This is a genomic window from Streptomyces sp. NPDC008001 (assembly GCF_042958085.1).
Lineage (GTDB): Bacteria > Actinomycetota > Actinomycetes > Streptomycetales > Streptomycetaceae > Streptomyces.
The window spans coordinates 35,616-52,128 of sequence record NZ_JBIBIZ010000004.1 but is presented as its reverse complement, the minus strand read 5'-3'; the positions used below and the strand labels follow the sequence as shown (position 1 = coordinate 52,128).

At 72.8% G+C, this 16,513-nt stretch carries 14 protein-coding genes and 2 tRNA genes; 8 read left to right on the top strand and 8 right to left on the bottom strand.

What is annotated here, in order from left to right; all coding sequences use genetic code 11:
• Positions 1 to 28 precede the first annotated feature (28 nt).
• The 4 genes from ACFZCD_RS11815 (at position 29) to ACFZCD_RS11800 (ending at position 3,679) form a co-directional block, all read left to right on the top strand.
• The gene (locus ACFZCD_RS11815) at positions 29 to 742 is read left to right on the top strand and encodes a M50 family metallopeptidase (RefSeq protein WP_391829672.1); all 714 of its coding nucleotides are present in this window, start codon (positions 29 to 31) and stop codon (positions 740 to 742) included.
• Between the two features lie 99 nt (positions 743 to 841).
• Positions 842 to 2,221, top strand: coding sequence for a 3-phosphoshikimate 1-carboxyvinyltransferase (gene aroA / locus ACFZCD_RS11810; protein WP_391829671.1), 1,380 nt, complete (start codon positions 842 to 844; stop codon positions 2,219 to 2,221).
• 29 nt (positions 2,222 to 2,250) lie between these two features.
• Positions 2,251 to 3,258 carry a ribosome small subunit-dependent GTPase A gene (rsgA, locus tag ACFZCD_RS11805; RefSeq protein ID WP_391829670.1) on the top strand — a complete coding sequence of 336 codons (1,008 nt, stop codon included), beginning with the start codon at positions 2,251 to 2,253 and terminating at the stop codon, positions 3,256 to 3,258.
• 97 nt (positions 3,259 to 3,355) lie between these two features.
• Positions 3,356 to 3,679 (top strand): multidrug efflux SMR transporter, encoded by a 324-nt coding sequence (locus ACFZCD_RS11800; protein ID WP_030366234.1) that lies wholly within the window; start codon positions 3,356 to 3,358, stop codon positions 3,677 to 3,679.
• A 16-nt stretch (positions 3,680 to 3,695) separates the two neighbouring features.
• Here the strand turns inward: ACFZCD_RS11800 and ACFZCD_RS11795 are convergent, their stop codons facing one another.
• The 3 genes from ACFZCD_RS11795 to ACFZCD_RS11785 are packed head-to-tail and all read right to left on the bottom strand — an operon-like array spanning position 3,696 to position 7,710.
• The gene (locus ACFZCD_RS11795) at positions 3,696 to 5,753 is read right to left on the bottom strand and encodes a dipeptide ABC transporter ATP-binding protein (RefSeq protein ID WP_391829669.1); all 2,058 of its coding nucleotides are present in this window, start codon (positions 5,751 to 5,753) and stop codon (positions 3,696 to 3,698) included.
• On the bottom strand, positions 5,734 to 6,702 hold the full coding sequence (locus ACFZCD_RS11790) for an ABC transporter permease (protein ID WP_391829668.1): 969 nt from the start codon (positions 6,700 to 6,702) through the stop codon (positions 5,734 to 5,736). The genes ACFZCD_RS11795 and ACFZCD_RS11790 overlap by 20 nt, the downstream gene beginning before the upstream one ends.
• Positions 6,703 to 6,726: 24 nt before the next feature.
• A complete protein-coding gene (locus tag ACFZCD_RS11785) occupies positions 6,727 to 7,710 on the bottom strand; it encodes an ABC transporter permease (RefSeq protein ID WP_391830345.1) in 984 nt (327 codons plus the stop codon).
• A 167-nt stretch (positions 7,711 to 7,877) separates the two neighbouring features.
• Between ACFZCD_RS11785 and ACFZCD_RS11780 the strand changes: the two genes are divergently transcribed.
• The gene (locus tag ACFZCD_RS11780; RefSeq protein ID WP_391829667.1) at positions 7,878 to 9,578 is read left to right on the top strand and encodes an ABC transporter family substrate-binding protein; all 1,701 of its coding nucleotides are present in this window, start codon (positions 7,878 to 7,880) and stop codon (positions 9,576 to 9,578) included.
• Between the two features lie 81 nt (positions 9,579 to 9,659).
• Here ACFZCD_RS11780 and ACFZCD_RS11775 read toward each other — a convergent pair whose 3' ends face one another.
• The gene (locus tag ACFZCD_RS11775) at positions 9,660 to 10,322 is read right to left on the bottom strand and encodes a TetR family transcriptional regulator (protein WP_391829666.1); all 663 of its coding nucleotides are present in this window, start codon (positions 10,320 to 10,322) and stop codon (positions 9,660 to 9,662) included.
• A gap of 126 nt (positions 10,323 to 10,448) precedes the next feature.
• Between ACFZCD_RS11775 and hisN the strand changes: the two genes are divergently transcribed.
• On the top strand, positions 10,449 to 11,255 hold the full coding sequence (hisN, locus tag ACFZCD_RS11770; protein ID WP_391829665.1) for a histidinol-phosphatase: 807 nt from the start codon (positions 10,449 to 10,451) through the stop codon (positions 11,253 to 11,255).
• Between the two features lie 186 nt (positions 11,256 to 11,441).
• Positions 11,442 to 11,837 (top strand): cyclic nucleotide-binding/CBS domain-containing protein, encoded by a 396-nt coding sequence (locus ACFZCD_RS11765; protein WP_391829664.1) that lies wholly within the window; start codon positions 11,442 to 11,444, stop codon positions 11,835 to 11,837.
• A 143-nt stretch (positions 11,838 to 11,980) separates the two neighbouring features.
• On the opposite strand, the gene ACFZCD_RS11760 is transcribed toward ACFZCD_RS11765, so the two are convergent.
• Positions 11,981 to 13,471: a catalase gene (locus ACFZCD_RS11760; protein WP_391829663.1), complete on the bottom strand. Its 1,491-nt coding sequence runs from the start codon at positions 13,469 to 13,471 to the stop codon at positions 11,981 to 11,983.
• Between the two features lie 179 nt (positions 13,472 to 13,650).
• Between ACFZCD_RS11760 and ACFZCD_RS11755 the strand changes: the two genes are divergently transcribed.
• Positions 13,651 to 14,067 carry a Fur family transcriptional regulator gene (locus ACFZCD_RS11755; RefSeq protein ID WP_391829662.1) on the top strand — a complete coding sequence of 139 codons (417 nt, stop codon included), beginning with the start codon at positions 13,651 to 13,653 and terminating at the stop codon, positions 14,065 to 14,067.
• 43 nt (positions 14,068 to 14,110) lie between these two features.
• Here ACFZCD_RS11755 and ACFZCD_RS11750 read toward each other — a convergent pair.
• From ACFZCD_RS11750 to ACFZCD_RS11740, 3 genes are all read right to left on the bottom strand, one after another.
• Positions 14,111 to 14,184, bottom strand: a tRNA-Met gene (locus ACFZCD_RS11750).
• A 93-nt stretch (positions 14,185 to 14,277) separates the two neighbouring features.
• A complete protein-coding gene (locus ACFZCD_RS11745) occupies positions 14,278 to 16,164 on the bottom strand; it encodes a tetratricopeptide repeat protein (protein ID WP_391829661.1) in 1,887 nt (628 codons plus the stop codon).
• Positions 16,165 to 16,401: 237 nt separating this feature from the next.
• Positions 16,402 to 16,475: transfer RNA gene (locus ACFZCD_RS11740), tRNA-Met, on the bottom strand.
• Positions 16,476 to 16,513: the final 38 nt, after the last annotated feature.

Sequence of the window (16,513 nt, the reverse complement as noted above, 5' to 3'; positions counted from 1 at the left end):
CCACGGACCCACGAGGAGCCGCGCACAAATGGACAGCACCGAAGCCACCGCCCTGTGGGACCGCGTGGTGGGGACCCAGCCCGCGCCCTCCGTGTGGCTCGTGGCCGCCACCGGGCTCGTCGCGCTCGCGGCCGTGGCCCCGCGCGGCATGTGGCTGGTGACCCGCAACGCCGTCACCATCGCCCACGAGGGCGGCCACGGGCTGGTGGCCCTGCTGGCCGGACGGCGGCTGGAGGGCATCCGGCTGCACTCGGACACCTCCGGGCTGACCGTGTCGCGCGGCAAGCCCACCGGCCTCGGCATGATCCTCACCGCCGCGGCGGGCTACCCGGCGGCCTCTCTGCTGGGCCTCGGCGGCGCCTGGCTGCTGGCCGCCGGTCACATCACGGCGCTGCTGTGGGTCGCGACGGCGCTGCTGGCCGCGATGCTGCTGATGATCCGGAACGCGTACGGGGTGCTGACGGTGGTGCTCTCCGGCTCCCTGTTCGTCCTGGTCTCCTGGCTGGCGGGGCCGGCGGTGCAGGCGCTGTTCGCGTACGGGGTGGTGTGGTTCCTGCTGCTCGGCGGGGTCCGGCCGGCGTTCGAACTGCAGGCCAAGCGGCGCTACGGGGGCACCCCCGACTCGGATGCCGACCAGCTCGCCCGGCTCACCAACCTGCCCGCCGTGGTGTGGCTGGTTTTCTTCCATGTGATCTCGCTGTGCGCGCTGACGGGCGGCGGACGCTGGCTGCTCGGCCTGTGACGGACGCGGGGCGCCCGGCCTGACGGGGCACGGCTCCGGACCTCAGGCCTGAGCACTTCGGAGACGGAACCACGGGGAGAACGTCAGTAAGGTAAAGGCATGACCGAGAACCCCGCGCACTCCGACCTCTGGCCCGCCCCTCTCGCCACGGGGGCGGTCGACGCGACCGTGACCGTGCCCGGTTCTAAGTCGGTCACCAACCGCGCCCTGGTGCTGGCCGCGCTCGCCTCCGAGCCCGGCTGGCTGCGCCGTCCCCTGCGGTCCCGTGACACCCTGCTGATGGCCGAGGCGCTGCGCGCCATGGGCGTCGGCATCGAGGAGACCGTCTCCTCCAGCTCCGCCGGTTCCGCCGGTGCGGAGGCCGCGGGCGGTTCCGGCGAGGCGTGGCGGGTGATCCCGGCGCGGCTGCGCGGCCCCGCCACCGTCGACGTCGGCAACGCCGGCACCGTGATGCGCTTCCTGCCGCCCGTGGCGACGCTCGCCGACGGCCCGATCCGCTTCGACGGCGACCCGCGCAGCTACGAGCGCCCCCTGCACGGCGTGATCGACGCGCTGCGCGCCCTGGGCGCCCGCATAGACGACAACGAGCGCGGGGCCCTGCCGCTGACCGTGCACGGCGGCGGCGCCCTGGAGGGCGGCACCGTCGAGATCGACGCCTCGTCGTCCTCGCAGTTCGTGAGCGCCCTGCTGCTGTCCGGCCCGCGCTTCAACCAGGGCGTCGAGGTCCGCCACGTCGGCTCCGTCCTGCCGTCGATGCCGCACATCCGGATGACGGTCGACATGCTGCGCCAGGCGGGCGCGCAGGTGGACACCCCCGAGTCCGGCGGCGAGCCGAACGTGTGGCGGGTCTCCCCCAGCGCCCTGCTCGGCCGCGACGTCGTCGTCGAGCCGGACCTGTCCAACGCGGCGCCGTTCCTCGCCGCCGCCCTGATCACCGGCGGCCGGGTCACCATCCCCGACTGGCCGGAGCGCACCACCCAGCCCGGCGACGCCCTGCGGGAGATCTTCACGGCCATGGGCGGCTCCTGCGAGCTGACCGAGGCCGGCCTGACCTTCACCGGCACCGGCCGCATCACGGGCATCGACGCCGATCTGCACGAGGTCGGCGAGCTCACCCCGGTGATCGCCGCCGTCGCGGCGCTCGCCGACTCCGAGTCGGTCCTGCGCGGCATCGCCCACCTGCGGCTGCACGAGACGGACCGGCTGGCCGCGCTGGCCAAGGAGATCAACGAGCTCGGCGGCGATGTCACCGAGACCGAGGACGGGCTGCGCATCCGTCCGCGCACGCTGCACGGCGGCGTCTTCCACACGTACGAGGACCACCGGCTCGCCACCGCGGCCGCCGTGATCGGCCTGGCCGTCGACGGCGTCCGGGTGGAGAACGTCGCGACCACCGCCAAGACCCTGCCCGACTTCCCGGAGCTGTGGACCGGGATGCTGGGCACCGTCGCGGGGGCGGCGGCGGCGCCGAGAGCCTGAGGGATCAGGGAAAGCCAGGAAAGACAGCAATGCGCCGCTACGGCAAGAACCCCGACGAGGACGACGTCCGCGTCCGCCCCAACCGCAAGGGCAACCGCCCCCGCACCAGCATCCGCCCCAAGCACGAGGACGCCGGCGCGGGCTTCGTCCTGACCGTCGACCGCGGCCGGCTGACCTGCCTCGTCGAGGACCGGATCGTGATGGCGATGAAGGCCCGCGAGCTGGGCCGCAAGGGCGTCGTGGTCGGTGACCGGGTCGCGGTCGTCGGGGACCTCAGCGGTGCCAAGGACACCCTCGCGCGCATCGTGCGCGTCGAGGAGCGCTCGTCGGTGCTGCGCCGCACCGCCGACGACGACGATCCCTTCGAGCGCGTCGTCGTCGCCAACGCCGACCAGCTCGCGATCGTCACCGCCCTCGCCGACCCCGAGCCGCGGCCCCGGCTCATCGACCGCTGCCTCGTCGCGGCGTTCGACGCGGGCCTGGAGCCGCTGCTCGTCCTGACGAAGTCGGACCTCGCCCCGCCGGACGAGCTCCTGGAGTCGTACGGCGCGCTGGGCGTGCGCTACGTGGTCACCAGCCGCGAGGAGCTCGCGGACGGCGGGGCGGCCGACCGGGTCCGCGCGGAGCTGGAGGACCGGATCACCGCCTTCGTCGGGCACTCCGGCGTCGGCAAGACGACCCTGGTCAACGCGCTCGTGCCGGACCGGCAGCGGGCCACCGGCCACGTCAACGCCGTCACCGGCCGCGGCCGGCACACCACCACGTCCGCGCTGGCCCTGCCCCTGCCGGACAGCGCGGGCTGGGTCATCGACACCCCGGGCGTGCGCTCCTTCGGGCTGAACCACATCGACCCTTCGCGCGTCATCCACGCCTTCCCCGACCTGGAGCCGGGCACGGAGGGCTGCCCGCGCGCCTGCAGCCACGACGAGCCGGAATGCGCGCTGGACGCGTGGGTGGCCGACGGCCACGCCGATCCGCAGCGGCTGTACTCGCTGCGGCGGCTGCTCTCCACCCGGGAGCGGCGCGAAGGCGATTGATCGCCTACGTTTGCGAGTGACCGTCAGTGGCAAGGGCATCAAGCACATCGAGCACACCGGGACGGACAGCGGTCACCGAGATGCGGGAGGCAAACTGATGGCGTGGCTGCTGGTCGTGGTCGCCGGACTGCTGGAGACCGGCTTCGCGGTCTGTCTCAAGCTCTCCCACGGCTTCACCCGGCTCTGGCCGACGATCGCGTTCGCGTGCTTCGCGCTCGGCAGCTTCGGCCTGCTGACGCTCTCGCTGAAGAAGCTGGACGTCGGCCCGGCCTACGCGGTGTGGACGGGCATCGGCGCGGCCGGGACGGCGATCTACGGCATGGTCTTCCTGGGCGACCTGGTCTCGACGCTGAAGCTGGTGTCGATCGGCCTGGTGATCCTGGGAGTGATGGGCCTGCAGCTGTCGGGCTCGGCGCACTGACCCGCAGCCCCGGCCGCTACCTGTCGGCGAAGTGGCACGCCGCCACGTGCCCCTCCCCGAATTCCCGCGCGGCGGGCCGCACCTCCTCGCACCGGGCCGCGGCCTCCGCGCCCAGCCCCGCGTACACCGCGCACCGCCCCCGGAACCGGCACCCTTCGTCCCGGACGACGGGGCTCGGCGGGTCGCCCGCCAGCAGGATCCGTTCGCGGGCGCGCTCCCGCGAGGGATCCGGCACCGGCACGGCCGACAGCAGCGCCTGCGTGTACGGGTGCCGGGGCCGGGCGAAGACGTCCTCGACGGGGCCGGTTTCCACGGTGCGGCCCAGGTACATGACGCTCACCCGGTCCGCGATGTGCCGCACGACGGCCAGGTCGTGGGAGACGAACAGGTAGGCGAGACCGAGTTCGCGCTTGAGGCGCTGCAGCAGGTTGAGGACGCCGGCCTGGACGGACACGTCCAGCGCGGACACCGGCTCGTCGAGGACGAGCAGCTCGGGTTCGACGGCGAGCGCCCGCGCGATGCCGATCCGCTGCCGCTGCCCGCCGGAGAACTCGTGCGGGAAGCGGTCCGCGTGCCCGGCCTCCAGGCCGACGAGTTCCAGCAGCCGCGGGACGCGGCCGGCGATGTCCGCCCGGCCGCGGCCCTGGGCCCGCAGGGGTTCTGCGACGATCTCGCCGACCGGCATGCGGGGGTCGAGGCTGGCCATGGGGTCCTGGAAGACGATCTGCACGGAGCCGCGCAGGGCGTGGGCCTCGCGCTTGGTGAGCCCGGCGACGGGCCGGCCGAGGACCTCGATCTCCCCGGCCTCGGGCGCGGCGAGGCGCAGGATCTCCATCAGGGCGGTGGACTTGCCGGAGCCGGACTCGCCGACGAGGCCGAGGGTCTCGCCCCGCCGGATGTCGAGGTCGACGCCGTCGACGGCGTACACGCTGCCGACGCGGCGGCGGAAGGCGCTGCCCTTGAAGACGGGGAAGGTCTTGGCGAGCCCCTGGACCCGCAGGACGGGCGGCAGTTCGCTCCGGGGCGCGCCCGCAGGGGCAGGGGGTGCGGTTTCCGGCACCGGGTACAGCTCAGGGCCGGGTGTCTTCACGCAGGCGGCGACGTGCCCGCCGGAGCCGGTGAGCGCGGGCTCGTCCGCGGCGCAGGCGTCGTCCGCGAGCGGGCAGCGCGGCGCGAAGGGGCAGCCGCCGGTGAGCAGCCGCAGGTCGGGCGGTGACCCGGGGACGGGGGTCAGCGGGCGCCCGCCTGTGTCGGGGCGGGGCACGGCGCCGAGCAGCCCGATGGTGTACGGCATGCGGGGCGCGGCGAACAGCTCGTCCGCGGGCGCGTTCTCGACGACGCGCCCCGCGTACATGACGGCGACCCGGTCGGCCATGCCGGCGATGACGCCGAGGTCGTGGCTGACGAGCAGCAGGGCGGCGCCGGTCTCGCGCTGCGCGGTGCGCAGGACGTCGAGGATCTGGGCCTGGACGGTGACGTCGAGGGCGGTGGTGGGCTCGTCGGCGAGGAGGACGTCGGGGTCGTTGGCGACGGCCATGGCGATCATCGCGCGCTGGCGCATGCCGCCGGAGAACTCGTGGGGGTAGGCGCGGGCGCGCCGGGCGGGGTCGGGGATGCCGACGAGGTCGAGGAGTTCGACGGCGCGGCGCCGGGCGTGCTCGCGGCCGGTGCCCTGGTGGATGCGGACGGCCTCGGCGATCTGGTCGCCGACGCGGTGGACGGGGGTGAGCGCGGAGAGCGGGTCCTGGAAGACCATCGCGATGCGCCGGCCGCGGAGCCGGGACAGCTCCTTCTCCCCCGCACCGAGCATCTCGGTGCCGCCGGCCAGGACGGAGCCGCGGACGCGCGCGGTGCGGGGCAGCAGTCCCATGGCGGCGAGGGCGACGGTGGACTTGCCGGAGCCGGACTCGCCGACGAGGCCGAGGACTTCGCCGCGGTGCAGGGTGAGGCCGACGCCGCGGACGGCGGGCACGGGGCCTCCGGGCCCGTCGAAGGCGACGTGCAGGTCGCGTACGGCGAGGGCGGCGGTGTCCGTACGGGCCGGAGGGGCCGCGTCAGCGGGCGGCGCGGTCATGGGTGGTTCCCTTCCGGCGCGGGCGGCGCCTGGTGCGGTGGTGGCCCGAGGTGGGGTCGAGGGCGTCGCGCAGGCCGTCGCCGAGGAAGTTGACGGCGAGGACGAAGACCACGAGGAGCCCGGCGGCGAAGAAGAACATCCACGGGTAGGTGAGGGCGGCGTCGGCGCCGTCGGCGATGAGGGTGCCGAGGGAGACGTCGGGGGGCTGCACGCCGAAGCCGAAGTAGGACAGGCCGGTCTCGCTCATGACGGCGCCGCCGACGGCGATGGTCGCGTCGACGATGAGGAAGGAGGAAACGTTGGGGAGGATGTGGCGCACGATGATGCGCAGCGGGTGGACGCCCATGAGCTGGGCGGCGCGCACGAATTCGCGTTCCTTGAGGGAGCGCGTCATGGACCGCACCACGCGCGCGGTGATCATCCAGCCGAAGACGGCGAGGAGCGCGACGAAGACGATCCAGCCGCTGTCGCGCAGCCGGGGCGAGACGATGGCGATGATCAGGAAGGCGGGGAAGACGAGGAGGAGGTCGATGAAGAAGGTGATGATCCGGTCGGCCCAGCCGCCGAAGTAGCCCGCGCAGGCCCCGACGACGGAGGCGAGGACGGTGGCGGTCAGGGCGGTGAGCAGCCCGATCAGCAGGGACTTCTGCAGCCCGTGGAGGACTTGGGCGTACACGTCCTGGCCGATGCGGTTGGTGCCCCACCAGTGGTCGGCGGACGGCGCCTCGCGCAGCGCCCCGTAGTCGATGTCGGTGTGGTTCCAGTGGGTGAGGTAGGGGCCCGCGAAGGCGAGCAGGAAGAGCAGCAGCAGGACGGTGGCACCGGCGACGGCGTTGCGGCTGGCGGCGAAGCGGCGCAGGGCGACGCGGCCCCGCCCGCGCGCGGCGGGCGCTGCGGCCGCGGGCCCGGGGAGGGGCGGGGTGGCGGCCGGGGTGGCGGTGGTGGTCATGGTGGTGTGCCTCGCTCGTCGGGATCAGCTGGTGCGGACGCGCGGGTCGAGCGCGGCGTGGAGGACGTCGGCCAGGAAGCCGGAGAGCAGCACCATGACGGCGGCGAACACGTTCACCGCGACGACGGAGTTGACGTCGCTCTTGCCGATGGCGTCGATGAACCAGGAGCCCATGCCGTGCCAGCCGAAGATCTTCTCGGTGAAGGCCGCTCCGGTGAAGAGGGCGAGGAACCCGTAGGCGAAGAAGGTGGACATGGGCACGAGCGCGGTGCGCAGGCCGTGGGTGAGGACGGCCCTGCGGTGGGTGAGGCCCTTGGCGCGGGCGGTGCGCAGGAAGTCCGAGCCGAGGACGTCGAGCATGGTGCCGCGCTGGTAGCGGCTGTACGCGGCGGCGGTGCCGAGCGCGATGGAGAGGGTCGGCAGCAGGAGGTGGGCGGCGCGGTCACCGAGGAGGGTGGCGGCTCCGCCGGTGAGGCCCGGGGTCTTCTCGCCGGTGAAGGAGATCAGTTCGGTGCCGGCGGCCTGGTTGGCCTTCATCGCGCCGAGCTTGAGCAGGACGGCGAGGAGGAAGGTGGGCGTGGACAGCAGCAGGAAGGCGAAGACGGTGACGGCGCGGTCGGAGAAACGGTACTGCCGGAGTGCGCCCCAGGCGCCCGCGAGGATGCCCGCCACCGTGCCGAGCAGGGTGCCCGCGAGGAGCAGCCGCAGGCTGACGCCGATGCGGCGGCCGAACTCCTCGTCCACGCTGCTGCTGTCGATGGTCCGCCCGAAGTCGCCGCGCACGGCGTGCGAGGCCCAGGTGGCGAAGCGTTCCAGCAGCGGGGTGTGGTCGTTGATCCCGAGCGCGGTCAGCTGCGCCTCCACCGACGCGGCGGGCGGCGGGGGCTGGCGGCCCTCGAAGTAGCCGCGCGGGGAGAGCGCCAGCGACGAGAGCACGTACGACAGGAAGACGGCCACGGCCAGGAGCACCGCGTAATAGCCGAGCCGTTTCGTCAGATAGGCGAGCACGGTGGCTGACACTATCCGGCGGAACCTACCGTTCAGTATCTTTTCGTTTCGACTGTGTTTCGCATGTGATAAATGATGTAAACGCTTGACCGTACAGGCCTGTTGAGGCAGCACGTACGTGCTTACGGTGGCCGGGCCGTCCGCCCACGAGGAGAGGAAAACCCGCCATGAGAAGGCCCCTCAGAGCCACCGCACTCGCCGCCGTGACGATCTCCGCCGCCCTGGTGGTGACGGCCTGCGGCGGTGGCTCGGACGGCTCCTCGGAGGACGGGGCCGGAGGCGGGACGGCTCCGGCGGCCGGCGCCCAGGACCTCAACCCGCACCCGGTGAACGACCTCCGGCAGGGCGGCACCTACAAGGTCGCGATCCAGCAGTGGATCAACCAGTACAACCCCAACCAGACGGACGGCACCCAGGGCGACGCCTCGGCGATCACCGCCCTCGTCGAGCCCGACCTGTTCACCTTCGACGCCAAGGGCGTCCCGCACTCCAACCCGGACTTCCTGGCCTCCGCGAAGGTCGTCTCCACCGACCCGCAGGTGGTGTCGTACGAGCTCAACCCCAAGGCCAAGTGGTCGGACGGCAAGCCTCTCGGCGTCGCCGACTTCGAGGCCCAGTGGAAGGCGCTGAGCGGTAAGGACAAGGCCTTCCAGGTCGCGTCCACGAGCGGCTACGACCAGATCGCCAAGGTCGAGCAGGGCAAGGACGAGCACGAGGTGCGGGTCACCTTCGCCACCCCCTTCGCCGACTGGCAGATGCTCTTCGACCCGCTGCTCCCGGCCTCCCTGAACGCCACCCCCGACAGCTTCAACAAGAGCTGGGCGGGCCAGGCCCCGGTCACCGGGAACGCCTGGAAGGTCGGCGCGTACGACAAGACCGCGAAGACGATCACCCTCGTCCCCGACGGCAATTGGTGGGGCGAGAAGCCCAGGCTGGACAAGTACATCTTCTGGGCGATGGACAGCAGGGCCCGCACCGACGCCTACCTCAACAAGGAGATCGACGAGGCCCCGGCCGCCACCCCCGAGGCGTACCAGCGGCTGAAGGGCGACAAGGACACCGACTTCCGCATCGGCGCCCGCTGGGACCAGGTGACGCTCAGCATGAACGGCGCGCGGGGCCCGCTCCAGGACGTCCGGGCGCGCCAGGCCGTGTCGCTGGGCGTGGACCGCGAGGCGCTGGCGACGGTGGCGGGCAAGGACATGCCGTTCCGGCCCAAGGCGGTGAACAACCACTTGTTCATGCCGAACCAGGAGGGCTACCGCGACAACGCGGGCGCCTTCGCCCGGCGGGACGTCGCGCGGGCGAAGAAGCTGCTGGACGAGGCGGGCTGGAAGGAGGAGGGCGCGGGCAAGCCGCGGGCCAAGGACGGCAAGCCGCTGGTCCTGGAGTACGTGATGCCCGCCGACGCCGTCCCCCTCGCCGAGGACCAGGCCAAGCTCACCCAGCAGATGCTCGGCGAGATCGGGATCAAGGTCGACCTGCGCAAGGTGCCGGCCGACGACTACTTCGACCGGTACGTCCACCGGGGCAACTACGACCTCACGCAGTTCCGCCAGGTCGACCGGATCTACCGCTCCAGCTCGTACCGGGACTACCGGCAGCCGGACGGCGACAACGCGTTCAACAACTACGGCCGGGTCTCCTCGCCCGAGGTGGACAAGCTGATGGTGGAGGCGTCCCGGACCACGGACATCTCGAAGCAGATCGCGCTGTACAACGAGGCCGACGCCAGGATCTGGGAGCTCGGCCACTCGGTGCCGCTCTACCAGCGGCCCCAGATCACCGCGATCCGCAAGGGCCTGGCCAACGCCGGTGCGCCGGGGCTGGGCGACGAGAACAGCGTCCGGATCGGATGGCTGAAGTAGGCGGCCGGGACGAACGGCCGGAGCAGGTGTCCGAAAGCCGTCGGCGGAGAGAAGCCGTCCGGAGCGGCGGCCCCGGCGGGGTCACTGCTCCGGACGGGTTCCCTCACGGGTGCCCTCCGCGTCGTGCTCGCCCACAAGAGTGCGGACCAGACGGGCGACTTGCGCGGCGGCCTCCTCGTCCGACGCGCCCGGGGCGACGACATAGGACAACGTCAGCCGTACGGCCGCCTCGCAGGCCCGCAGCGTGACCTCCGGCGCCTGCTCCACGGCCGTGCCGGAGACCGCGCGGACGGCACGGTCCCGTACGGCCTCGGTGAGGGCCGCGGCCCCGGGCGCCGGGCGCGGCGCGGAGCGGGCGAACGGGCCGCGCGGGGCGGGCAGCAGCGGCACCGCGGCGGCCGGGAGCCGCTCCCCGCGGCAGCCGGTGAGCGCGGCCCGGACGAGGGGGTTGGCCCGGGCCGTGCGCAGGATCCAGCCCGCGGCGGCCGCGCAGCGGGCCCCGGGGTCGGGCGCGGCGGTGGCGGACGCGGGCGCCAGGGCGCGTTCGACACCGGCCAGGAAGGCCTCCGCCTCCCGCCGCACCAGGGCCCTGGCCAGGCCGTCCTTGCTGCCGAACTCGTTGTAGAGCGTCTGCCGGGAGACCCCGGCGGCGGCCGCGACGTCCACCATCCGGACCCCGTTCCAGGGCCGGGCGCGCAGCGCCGCGAAGGCCGCGTCCAGTAAGAGCTCTCGTGCCGCGGGCATGGTCGCCTCCCCGGCCGTACGGCCGCACTACGGCTGTGGCCACAGAATTGACGTGCCGCCATACGGTGTCAAGAGCCGTGGGCGGGCCGCGAGGCCGGAAGCGGATGCCACAGGTACTGTTCAGCCATGTCCGACTACCACGATGATCTGCGTCTGGCTCACGTCCTCGCGGATGCCGCAGACGCGACCACCATGGACCGGTTCAAGGCCCTCGACCTGAAGGTCGAGACCAAACCGGACATGACCCCGGTGAGCGAGGCGGACAAGACCGCCGAAGAGCTGATCCGTGGTCATCTGCAGCGCGCACGGCCGCGCGATGCGGTGCTGGGCGAGGAGTTCGGCAGCGAGGGCACGGGCCCGCGCCGCTGGGTGATCGACCCCATCGACGGCACCAAGAACTATGTGCGCGGGGTGCCGGTCTGGGCCACGCTGATCTCCCTGATGGTGCAGGTCGAACAGGGCGGCTCGATCGGTTTCGAGCCCGTCGTGGGCGTGGTGTCGGCGCCGGCCCTGGGCCGCCGGTGGTGGGCCGCCCGCGGCTCCGGCGCGTACACCGGCCGCAGCCTGACGTCGGCGACCCGGCTGCAGGTGTCCCGCGTGGGCCGCATCGAGGACGCGTCGTTCGCGTACTCGTCGCTGAGCGGCTGGGAGGAGCGCGGCCTGCTGCCGGGCTTCCTCGACCTCACGCGCGACTGCTGGCGGACGCGTGGCTACGGCGATTTCTGGCCGTACATGATGGTCGCCGAGGGTTCGGTGGACATCTGCGCGGAGCCGGAGCTGTCGCTGTGGGACATGGCGGCGAACGTGGTCATCGTGGAGGAGGCCGGCGGCCGCTTCACGGGCCTGGACGGCCGCCCCGGCCCGCACAGCGGCAACGCCGCGGCCTCCAACGGCCTGCTCCACGACGAGCTGCTGGGCTATCTGCGCACCTAGCGCCGTCCGGCGGAGCCGGACGTACGGCGCCGGGGTGAGCGAGCGAGGCGGCGCCCCCGAGCGCGGTCGCAGCCCCACGCGCCCCTTGTTGGGCGGGCCGTGGCGTGTGACGATGAAGGACCCACGCTTGTGAACTTGTGAACCCCTTCCGGAAGTTCACGGTCCACCAAGGAGGTGGCTCCAGCCATGCTCGTCCGCGACGCCATGAGCACGGTGGTCCTCACCATCGGCCCCGCCCACACCCTCCGCCAGGCCGCCCGGCTGATGTCCGCGCGCAGGATCGGAGCGGCGGTCGTCCTCGACCCCGACACCAGCGGCCTCGGCATCCTCACCGAACGGGACATCCTCAACTCGGTGGGCGCCGGACAGGACCCGGACCGGGAGACGGCCCACGCGCACACCACGACGGACGTCGTCTTCGCGGCCCCGGAGTGGACCCTCGACGAGGCGGCCGCCGCCATGTCGCGCGGCGGCTTCCGGCACCTGATCGTCCTCGACGGGAACGGGCCGGTGGGGGTGGTGTCGGTGCGCGACATCATCCGCTGCTGGGCCCCGGACCGGGCGAGGGCGGCGTACGCCTGAGGGCGCCGGGGGGCCGCAGCGGCCGGAAGGGCCGAAAAGGAGCGGAGAGGCCGGAGAGGCCGGAGAGGCCAAAAAGGCCGGAGAGGCCGGAGCCCATTGGCGTCCGGCCCCTCCGGTGGGTACGGCAAGCGTCCAGTGGCTTCTCAGCCGCGAAGAGCCTGGACCGCGGCTTCGAGCCGCTTGCCGTAGTCGGGGTCCGCCTTGCGGAAGTTGCCGATGGCCCGCTCGGCTATGTCGTCGCGCGAGACCTTCGCGATGAAGCCCGCGAGGTTGGCGATCAGGCGCTCCTTCTCCTCCTCCGTCATCAGCCGGTAGAGGTTGCCCGCCTGGACGAAGTCGTCGTCCTCGGCGTGCGACGGCGTCACGTGGGTGCCGGTGACGCCGGAGACCGCGGTGGGCTGCCACAGCGGCCGGCCGGTCTGCGCCGGGCCGCCGAAGCTGTTGGGCTCGTAGTTCTTGGCCCGGCCGTGGCGGCCGTCGTAGGCGTAGCCGTCCCGGCCGTAGGTCCGCGCCACGGTGGCGTGCGGGCGGTTCACCGGCAGGTGGTCGGCGTTGATGCCGACGCGGTAGCGGTGGGCGTCGCCGTAGGCGAAGAGCCGGCCCTGCAGCATCTTGTCCGGGGACGGGCCGATGCCCGGCACGAAGTGCGCCGGCGAGAAGATCGCCTGCTCCACCTCGGCGAAGACGTTGTCGGGGTTGCGGTTGAGCTCCAGCTTGCCGATCTCGATCGGCGGGTAGTCCGCGTGCGGCCACACCTTGGTGAGGTCGAACGGGTTGAAGCGGTAGTGGGCCGCCTCGTCCGCCGGCATGATCTGCACCTGGACGGTCCAGGTCGGGAAGTCGCCGCGCTCGATGGACTCGCGCAGGTCGCGCTGGTGGTGGTCCGGGTCCTCGCCGGCTATCCGGTTGGCCTCGGCCTGGGTGAGGTTCTTGATGCCCTGGTCGGTCTTGAAGTGGTACTTGACCCAGAAGACCTCGCCGGCGGCGTTGTTCCACTGGTAGGTGTGCGAGCCGAAGCCGTCCATGTGACGGTACGAGGCGGGGATGCCACGGTCACCGAACAGCCAGGTCACCTGGTGGGTGGCCTCCGGCGAAAGCCCCCAGAAGTCCCAGACGTTGTCCGCCTCCTGGGAGCCGGTGTACGGGTCGCGCTTCTGGGTGTGGATGAAGTCGGGGAACTTGATGGCGTCTCTGATGAAGAACACCGGGGTGTTGTTGCCGACGAGGTCGTAATTGCCCTCCTCGGTGTAGAACTTGAGGGCGAAGCCGCGGGGGTCGCGCACGGTGTCGGCGGAGCCGAGGTTGCCGGCGACGGTCGAGAACCGCAGGAACGTTTCGGTCTGCTTGCCCACCTCGGAGAGGAACTTGGCGCGGGTGAACTCGGTGACGTCGGCGGTCACGGTGAACGTGCCGTACGCGCCGGCGCCGCGGGCGTGCACCACGCGCTCCGGGATCCGCTCGCGGTTGAAGTGCGCGAGCTTCTCGATCAGCGACTGGTCCTGGATCAGGACGGGGCCGCCGGCGCCCGCGGTCTCGCCGTTCTGGTTGTCCCCGACCGGAGCTCCGGACTCCGTGGTCAGCGGGCCCGTCGTGTAGATGTCCTCGTCCTGAACCGGCACGTCTGCCTCCGTCATCTCGTCCGTCACCCGGCCCTGGGCCGGTCATCCGGCTCGGGCCGATCACTTGGCCTGAGCCGAGCTCGATCCTACATTAGACAATGTCTAAGTCAAGATGGATCTAACATAAATATGAGATCCAATCGTGGACGAGGGCCGCTGCTACGCTGGTCCTATCTGACTGATAGGTGAATGGCATGAGTGACCTGCTGGAACGTCTCCGGGGGCGCGGCTGGCGGCTGACCGCACAGCGACGCGTCGTCGCCGAGGTCCTCGACGGGGACCACGTGCACTACACCGCGGACGAGGTACACGCCAAGGCCGCGGAGCTGCTGCCCGAGATCTCGCGCGCGACCGTGTACAACACCCTCGGGGAGCTGGTCTCCCTGGGCGAGATCCTGGAAGTGAGCACGGACGGGCGCGCCAAGCGCTACGACCCCAACGCCCATCACGCACACCAGCACCTGGTGTGCTCGCAGTGCGGCACCATCCGCGACGTCCATCCCACGGGCGACCTGCTGGCCGTCCTGCCCGCCGAGGAGCGGTTCGGCTTCCGGGTGGCGGCGGTCGAGGTGACGTACCGCGGACTCTGCCCCGGCTGCGCCTCGGCATGACGAAGGGCCCGGATCCTTGAGGATCCGGGCCCTTCGCCTTCAGTAGCGGGGACAGGATTTGAACCTGCGACCTCTGGGTTATGAGCCCAGCGAGCTACCGAGCTGCTCCACCCCGCGTCGTTATGGTTCACACTAACCCGCGGGAGACGCTTGAGGCAAATGGGTGAGGGGCCTTGAGTGCATGGGTGAGGGGCGGAGAGCCCCGCGGCCCTACGCGGTCATCTCCTGCTGGAGGGCGTCCCGCAGGCGCGCCGCGCGCTCCGACACCTCCGCGGGGCCGAGCTCGACCGCCCGGTCGCACCAGTGCCGCCCCTCGGTGAGATCGCCGCGGCGGGCCGCCAGCAGGGCGAGCCGCAGGGCGGCGCGCCCGTGGCCGGCCTCGGCCGCGCGGGCCCACCACAGGGCCGCCTCCGGCTCGCTGCCCTCGCGGGCCAGCAGCAGCCCCAGATTGAAGGCGCCGTTGCGGCTGCCGGCCTCGGCCGCCTCCCGGTACCAGTGCGCTGCCTCGACCACGTCGCCCCGCTCGGCCACGAGCATCCCGAGCCGCACCTGGGCCCGGCGGTGGCCCTGCCGGGCGGCCCGCCCGTACCACTCCTCGCACTCCTCGCGCGCTTCCTCGTCCCGGTCGAGGAGCGCGCCCAGCCGGAAGGCGGCCTCCGCGCTGCCGCCCCGCACGGCCACCCGGAGGTGGCGCTCGGCCGCCTCCTCGTCGCCGTCCCGCAGGTGGGCCATGGCGACCTGGAGGGCGGCGTCGGTGTGCCCGGCGGAGGCGGCCCGCTCGTACCACTGGAAGGCCGTGCGGTCCTCGTCGCGCCCGGCGTAGAGGATGCCGAGGTTGAACGCGGCGTCGACGCTGCCCGCTTCGGCGGCCTTGGAGAACCACGGCTCGGCACCGGCCGCGTCGCCGCCCTGGAGGAGCAGCACGGCGAGGGCGTTGGCGGCCTCCTTGTGGCCCGCGTAGGCGGCGCGGCGGTACCACTGCTCGGCCTGGGCGGTACGGCCCTGCCCGGCGCAGAGCAGGCCGAGGTTGTAGGCGCCGTTGACGTCGCCGTGGTCGAGCGCGGTGCGGTACCAGCGCTCGGCCTCCTGGGACTCGCCGCGGTCGGCGTGCAGGGCGCCCAGGGCGTTGGCGGCGTTGCCGTCGCCCTCCTGGGCGGCACGGCGCCACCACACGGCGGCGCTGTCGGTGTCTCCGGCGTCCCGCAGCAGGAAGCCCAGGGCGCAGGCGGCGCGCGGCTCGCCGTCCTTGGCGGAGGTCAGGTACCAGCGGGCGGCCTCCTGGGTCTCGCCACGGGCCTCCAGGAGGGTGCCGAGGTGGAGGGCGGCCCGGCGGTGGCCGCGGGCGGCCGCCTGGCGGTACCACTGCTCGGCCTCGCGGGCCGGACCGCCGCCGTCGCGGCCGCCCGCCGCGGCGGCGCGCAGCTCGCGGACGGAGGTCTCGACGCCGCCGGGGCCGAGGATCTCGGCGCGGGATCTCGGCGCGCGGCCCTCCAGGATGCGGGCGAGGCGGTAGGCGGCCTCGCGGTGGCCGCGCTCGGCCGCGGCGCGGAACCAGCGCTCGGCACCGACGTCGCTGCGGTGCTCCAGCAGGTCGGCGAGGGCGTAGGCGCCGAGGGCGTGCCCGGATTCGGCCGACTGGCGCAGCCAGTACTCGGCGGCGGGCTCGTCCCCGCGCTCGCGGTGGTGGCGGCCGAGGGCGTGCGCGGCGGCCGGGGACCCGGCGACGGCGGCGATGCGCCACCACCCGGCGGCCTCGTCGGCGTGGCCGCGCTGGTGGAGCAGGACGCCGAGGTTGTTGGCGGCGGAGCGGTCGCCCTCGGCCGTGGCGGCGCGCAGGTGGCGCTCCGCCCCGTCGAGGTCTCCACGGCGCAGCAGTACGGCGCCGAGCATGCTCAGCGCGGCGGGGTCGCCGCTCTCCGCGGCACGGCGGCGGGCGGTCTCCAGCTCGAGGTCGGCGGCGTCGCCCGCATCGGCGGCGTCGCCGGAGACCGACGTGCCGGGACGGAACCCCGGCAGTTCCTGCTCGCTCCCGTCACCGGGAGCCTCTACAAGCCGGCCTGTCTCCCACAGCGTCGTCCTGTCCCCCATAAGCCCCATCGTCGCACCACCCGCAACCCGCGTACACCTGGTATACCGCAGCCAGTGAGGTCACTTCAGCGTTTTGTCGACTTCCCGACTTCCCGACACGACGGGGCTCCAAACTCTCCACAGAAGCCCCGCACACAACCCGCACAGTCCGCGTCACCCGGACACCGCACGGCCGGGGTGGCCGGCGAAGTCCGGGACACGACAAAGCCCGGAGTCCGAGGCTGGACTCCGGGCCTTCTCATTCAGTAGCGGGGACAGGATTTGAACCTGCGACCTCTGGGTTATGAGCCCAGCGAGCTACCGAGCTGCTCCACCCCGCGCTGTTGTGGAACAACCGTACCACGGCGCGGGGCGGGCC

Coding starts and splice junctions, on each gene's coding strand:
- ACFZCD_RS11815 (WP_391829672.1), top strand. CDS start 29: ATGGACAGCACCGAAGCCACCGCCCTGTGGGACCGCGTGGTGGGGACC.
- aroA (WP_391829671.1), top strand. CDS start 842: ATGACCGAGAACCCCGCGCACTCCGACCTCTGGCCCGCCCCTCTCGCC.
- rsgA (WP_391829670.1), top strand. CDS start 2,251: ATGCGCCGCTACGGCAAGAACCCCGACGAGGACGACGTCCGCGTCCGC.
- ACFZCD_RS11800 (WP_030366234.1), top strand. CDS start 3,356: ATGGCGTGGCTGCTGGTCGTGGTCGCCGGACTGCTGGAGACCGGCTTC.
- ACFZCD_RS11795 (WP_391829669.1), bottom strand. CDS start 5,753: ATGACCGCGCCGCCCGCTGACGCGGCCCCTCCGGCCCGTACGGACACC.
- ACFZCD_RS11790 (WP_391829668.1), bottom strand. CDS start 6,702: ATGACCACCACCGCCACCCCGGCCGCCACCCCGCCCCTCCCCGGGCCC.
- ACFZCD_RS11780 (WP_391829667.1), top strand. CDS start 7,878: ATGAGAAGGCCCCTCAGAGCCACCGCACTCGCCGCCGTGACGATCTCC.
- ACFZCD_RS11775 (WP_391829666.1), bottom strand. CDS start 10,322: ATGCCCGCGGCACGAGAGCTCTTACTGGACGCGGCCTTCGCGGCGCTG.
- hisN (WP_391829665.1), top strand. CDS start 10,449: ATGTCCGACTACCACGATGATCTGCGTCTGGCTCACGTCCTCGCGGAT.
- ACFZCD_RS11765 (WP_391829664.1), top strand. CDS start 11,442: ATGCTCGTCCGCGACGCCATGAGCACGGTGGTCCTCACCATCGGCCCC.
- ACFZCD_RS11760 (WP_391829663.1), bottom strand. CDS start 13,471: ATGACGGAGGCAGACGTGCCGGTTCAGGACGAGGACATCTACACGACG.
- ACFZCD_RS11755 (WP_391829662.1), top strand. CDS start 13,651: ATGAGTGACCTGCTGGAACGTCTCCGGGGGCGCGGCTGGCGGCTGACC.
- ACFZCD_RS11745 (WP_391829661.1), bottom strand. CDS start 16,164: ATGGGGCTTATGGGGGACAGGACGACGCTGTGGGAGACAGGCCGGCTT.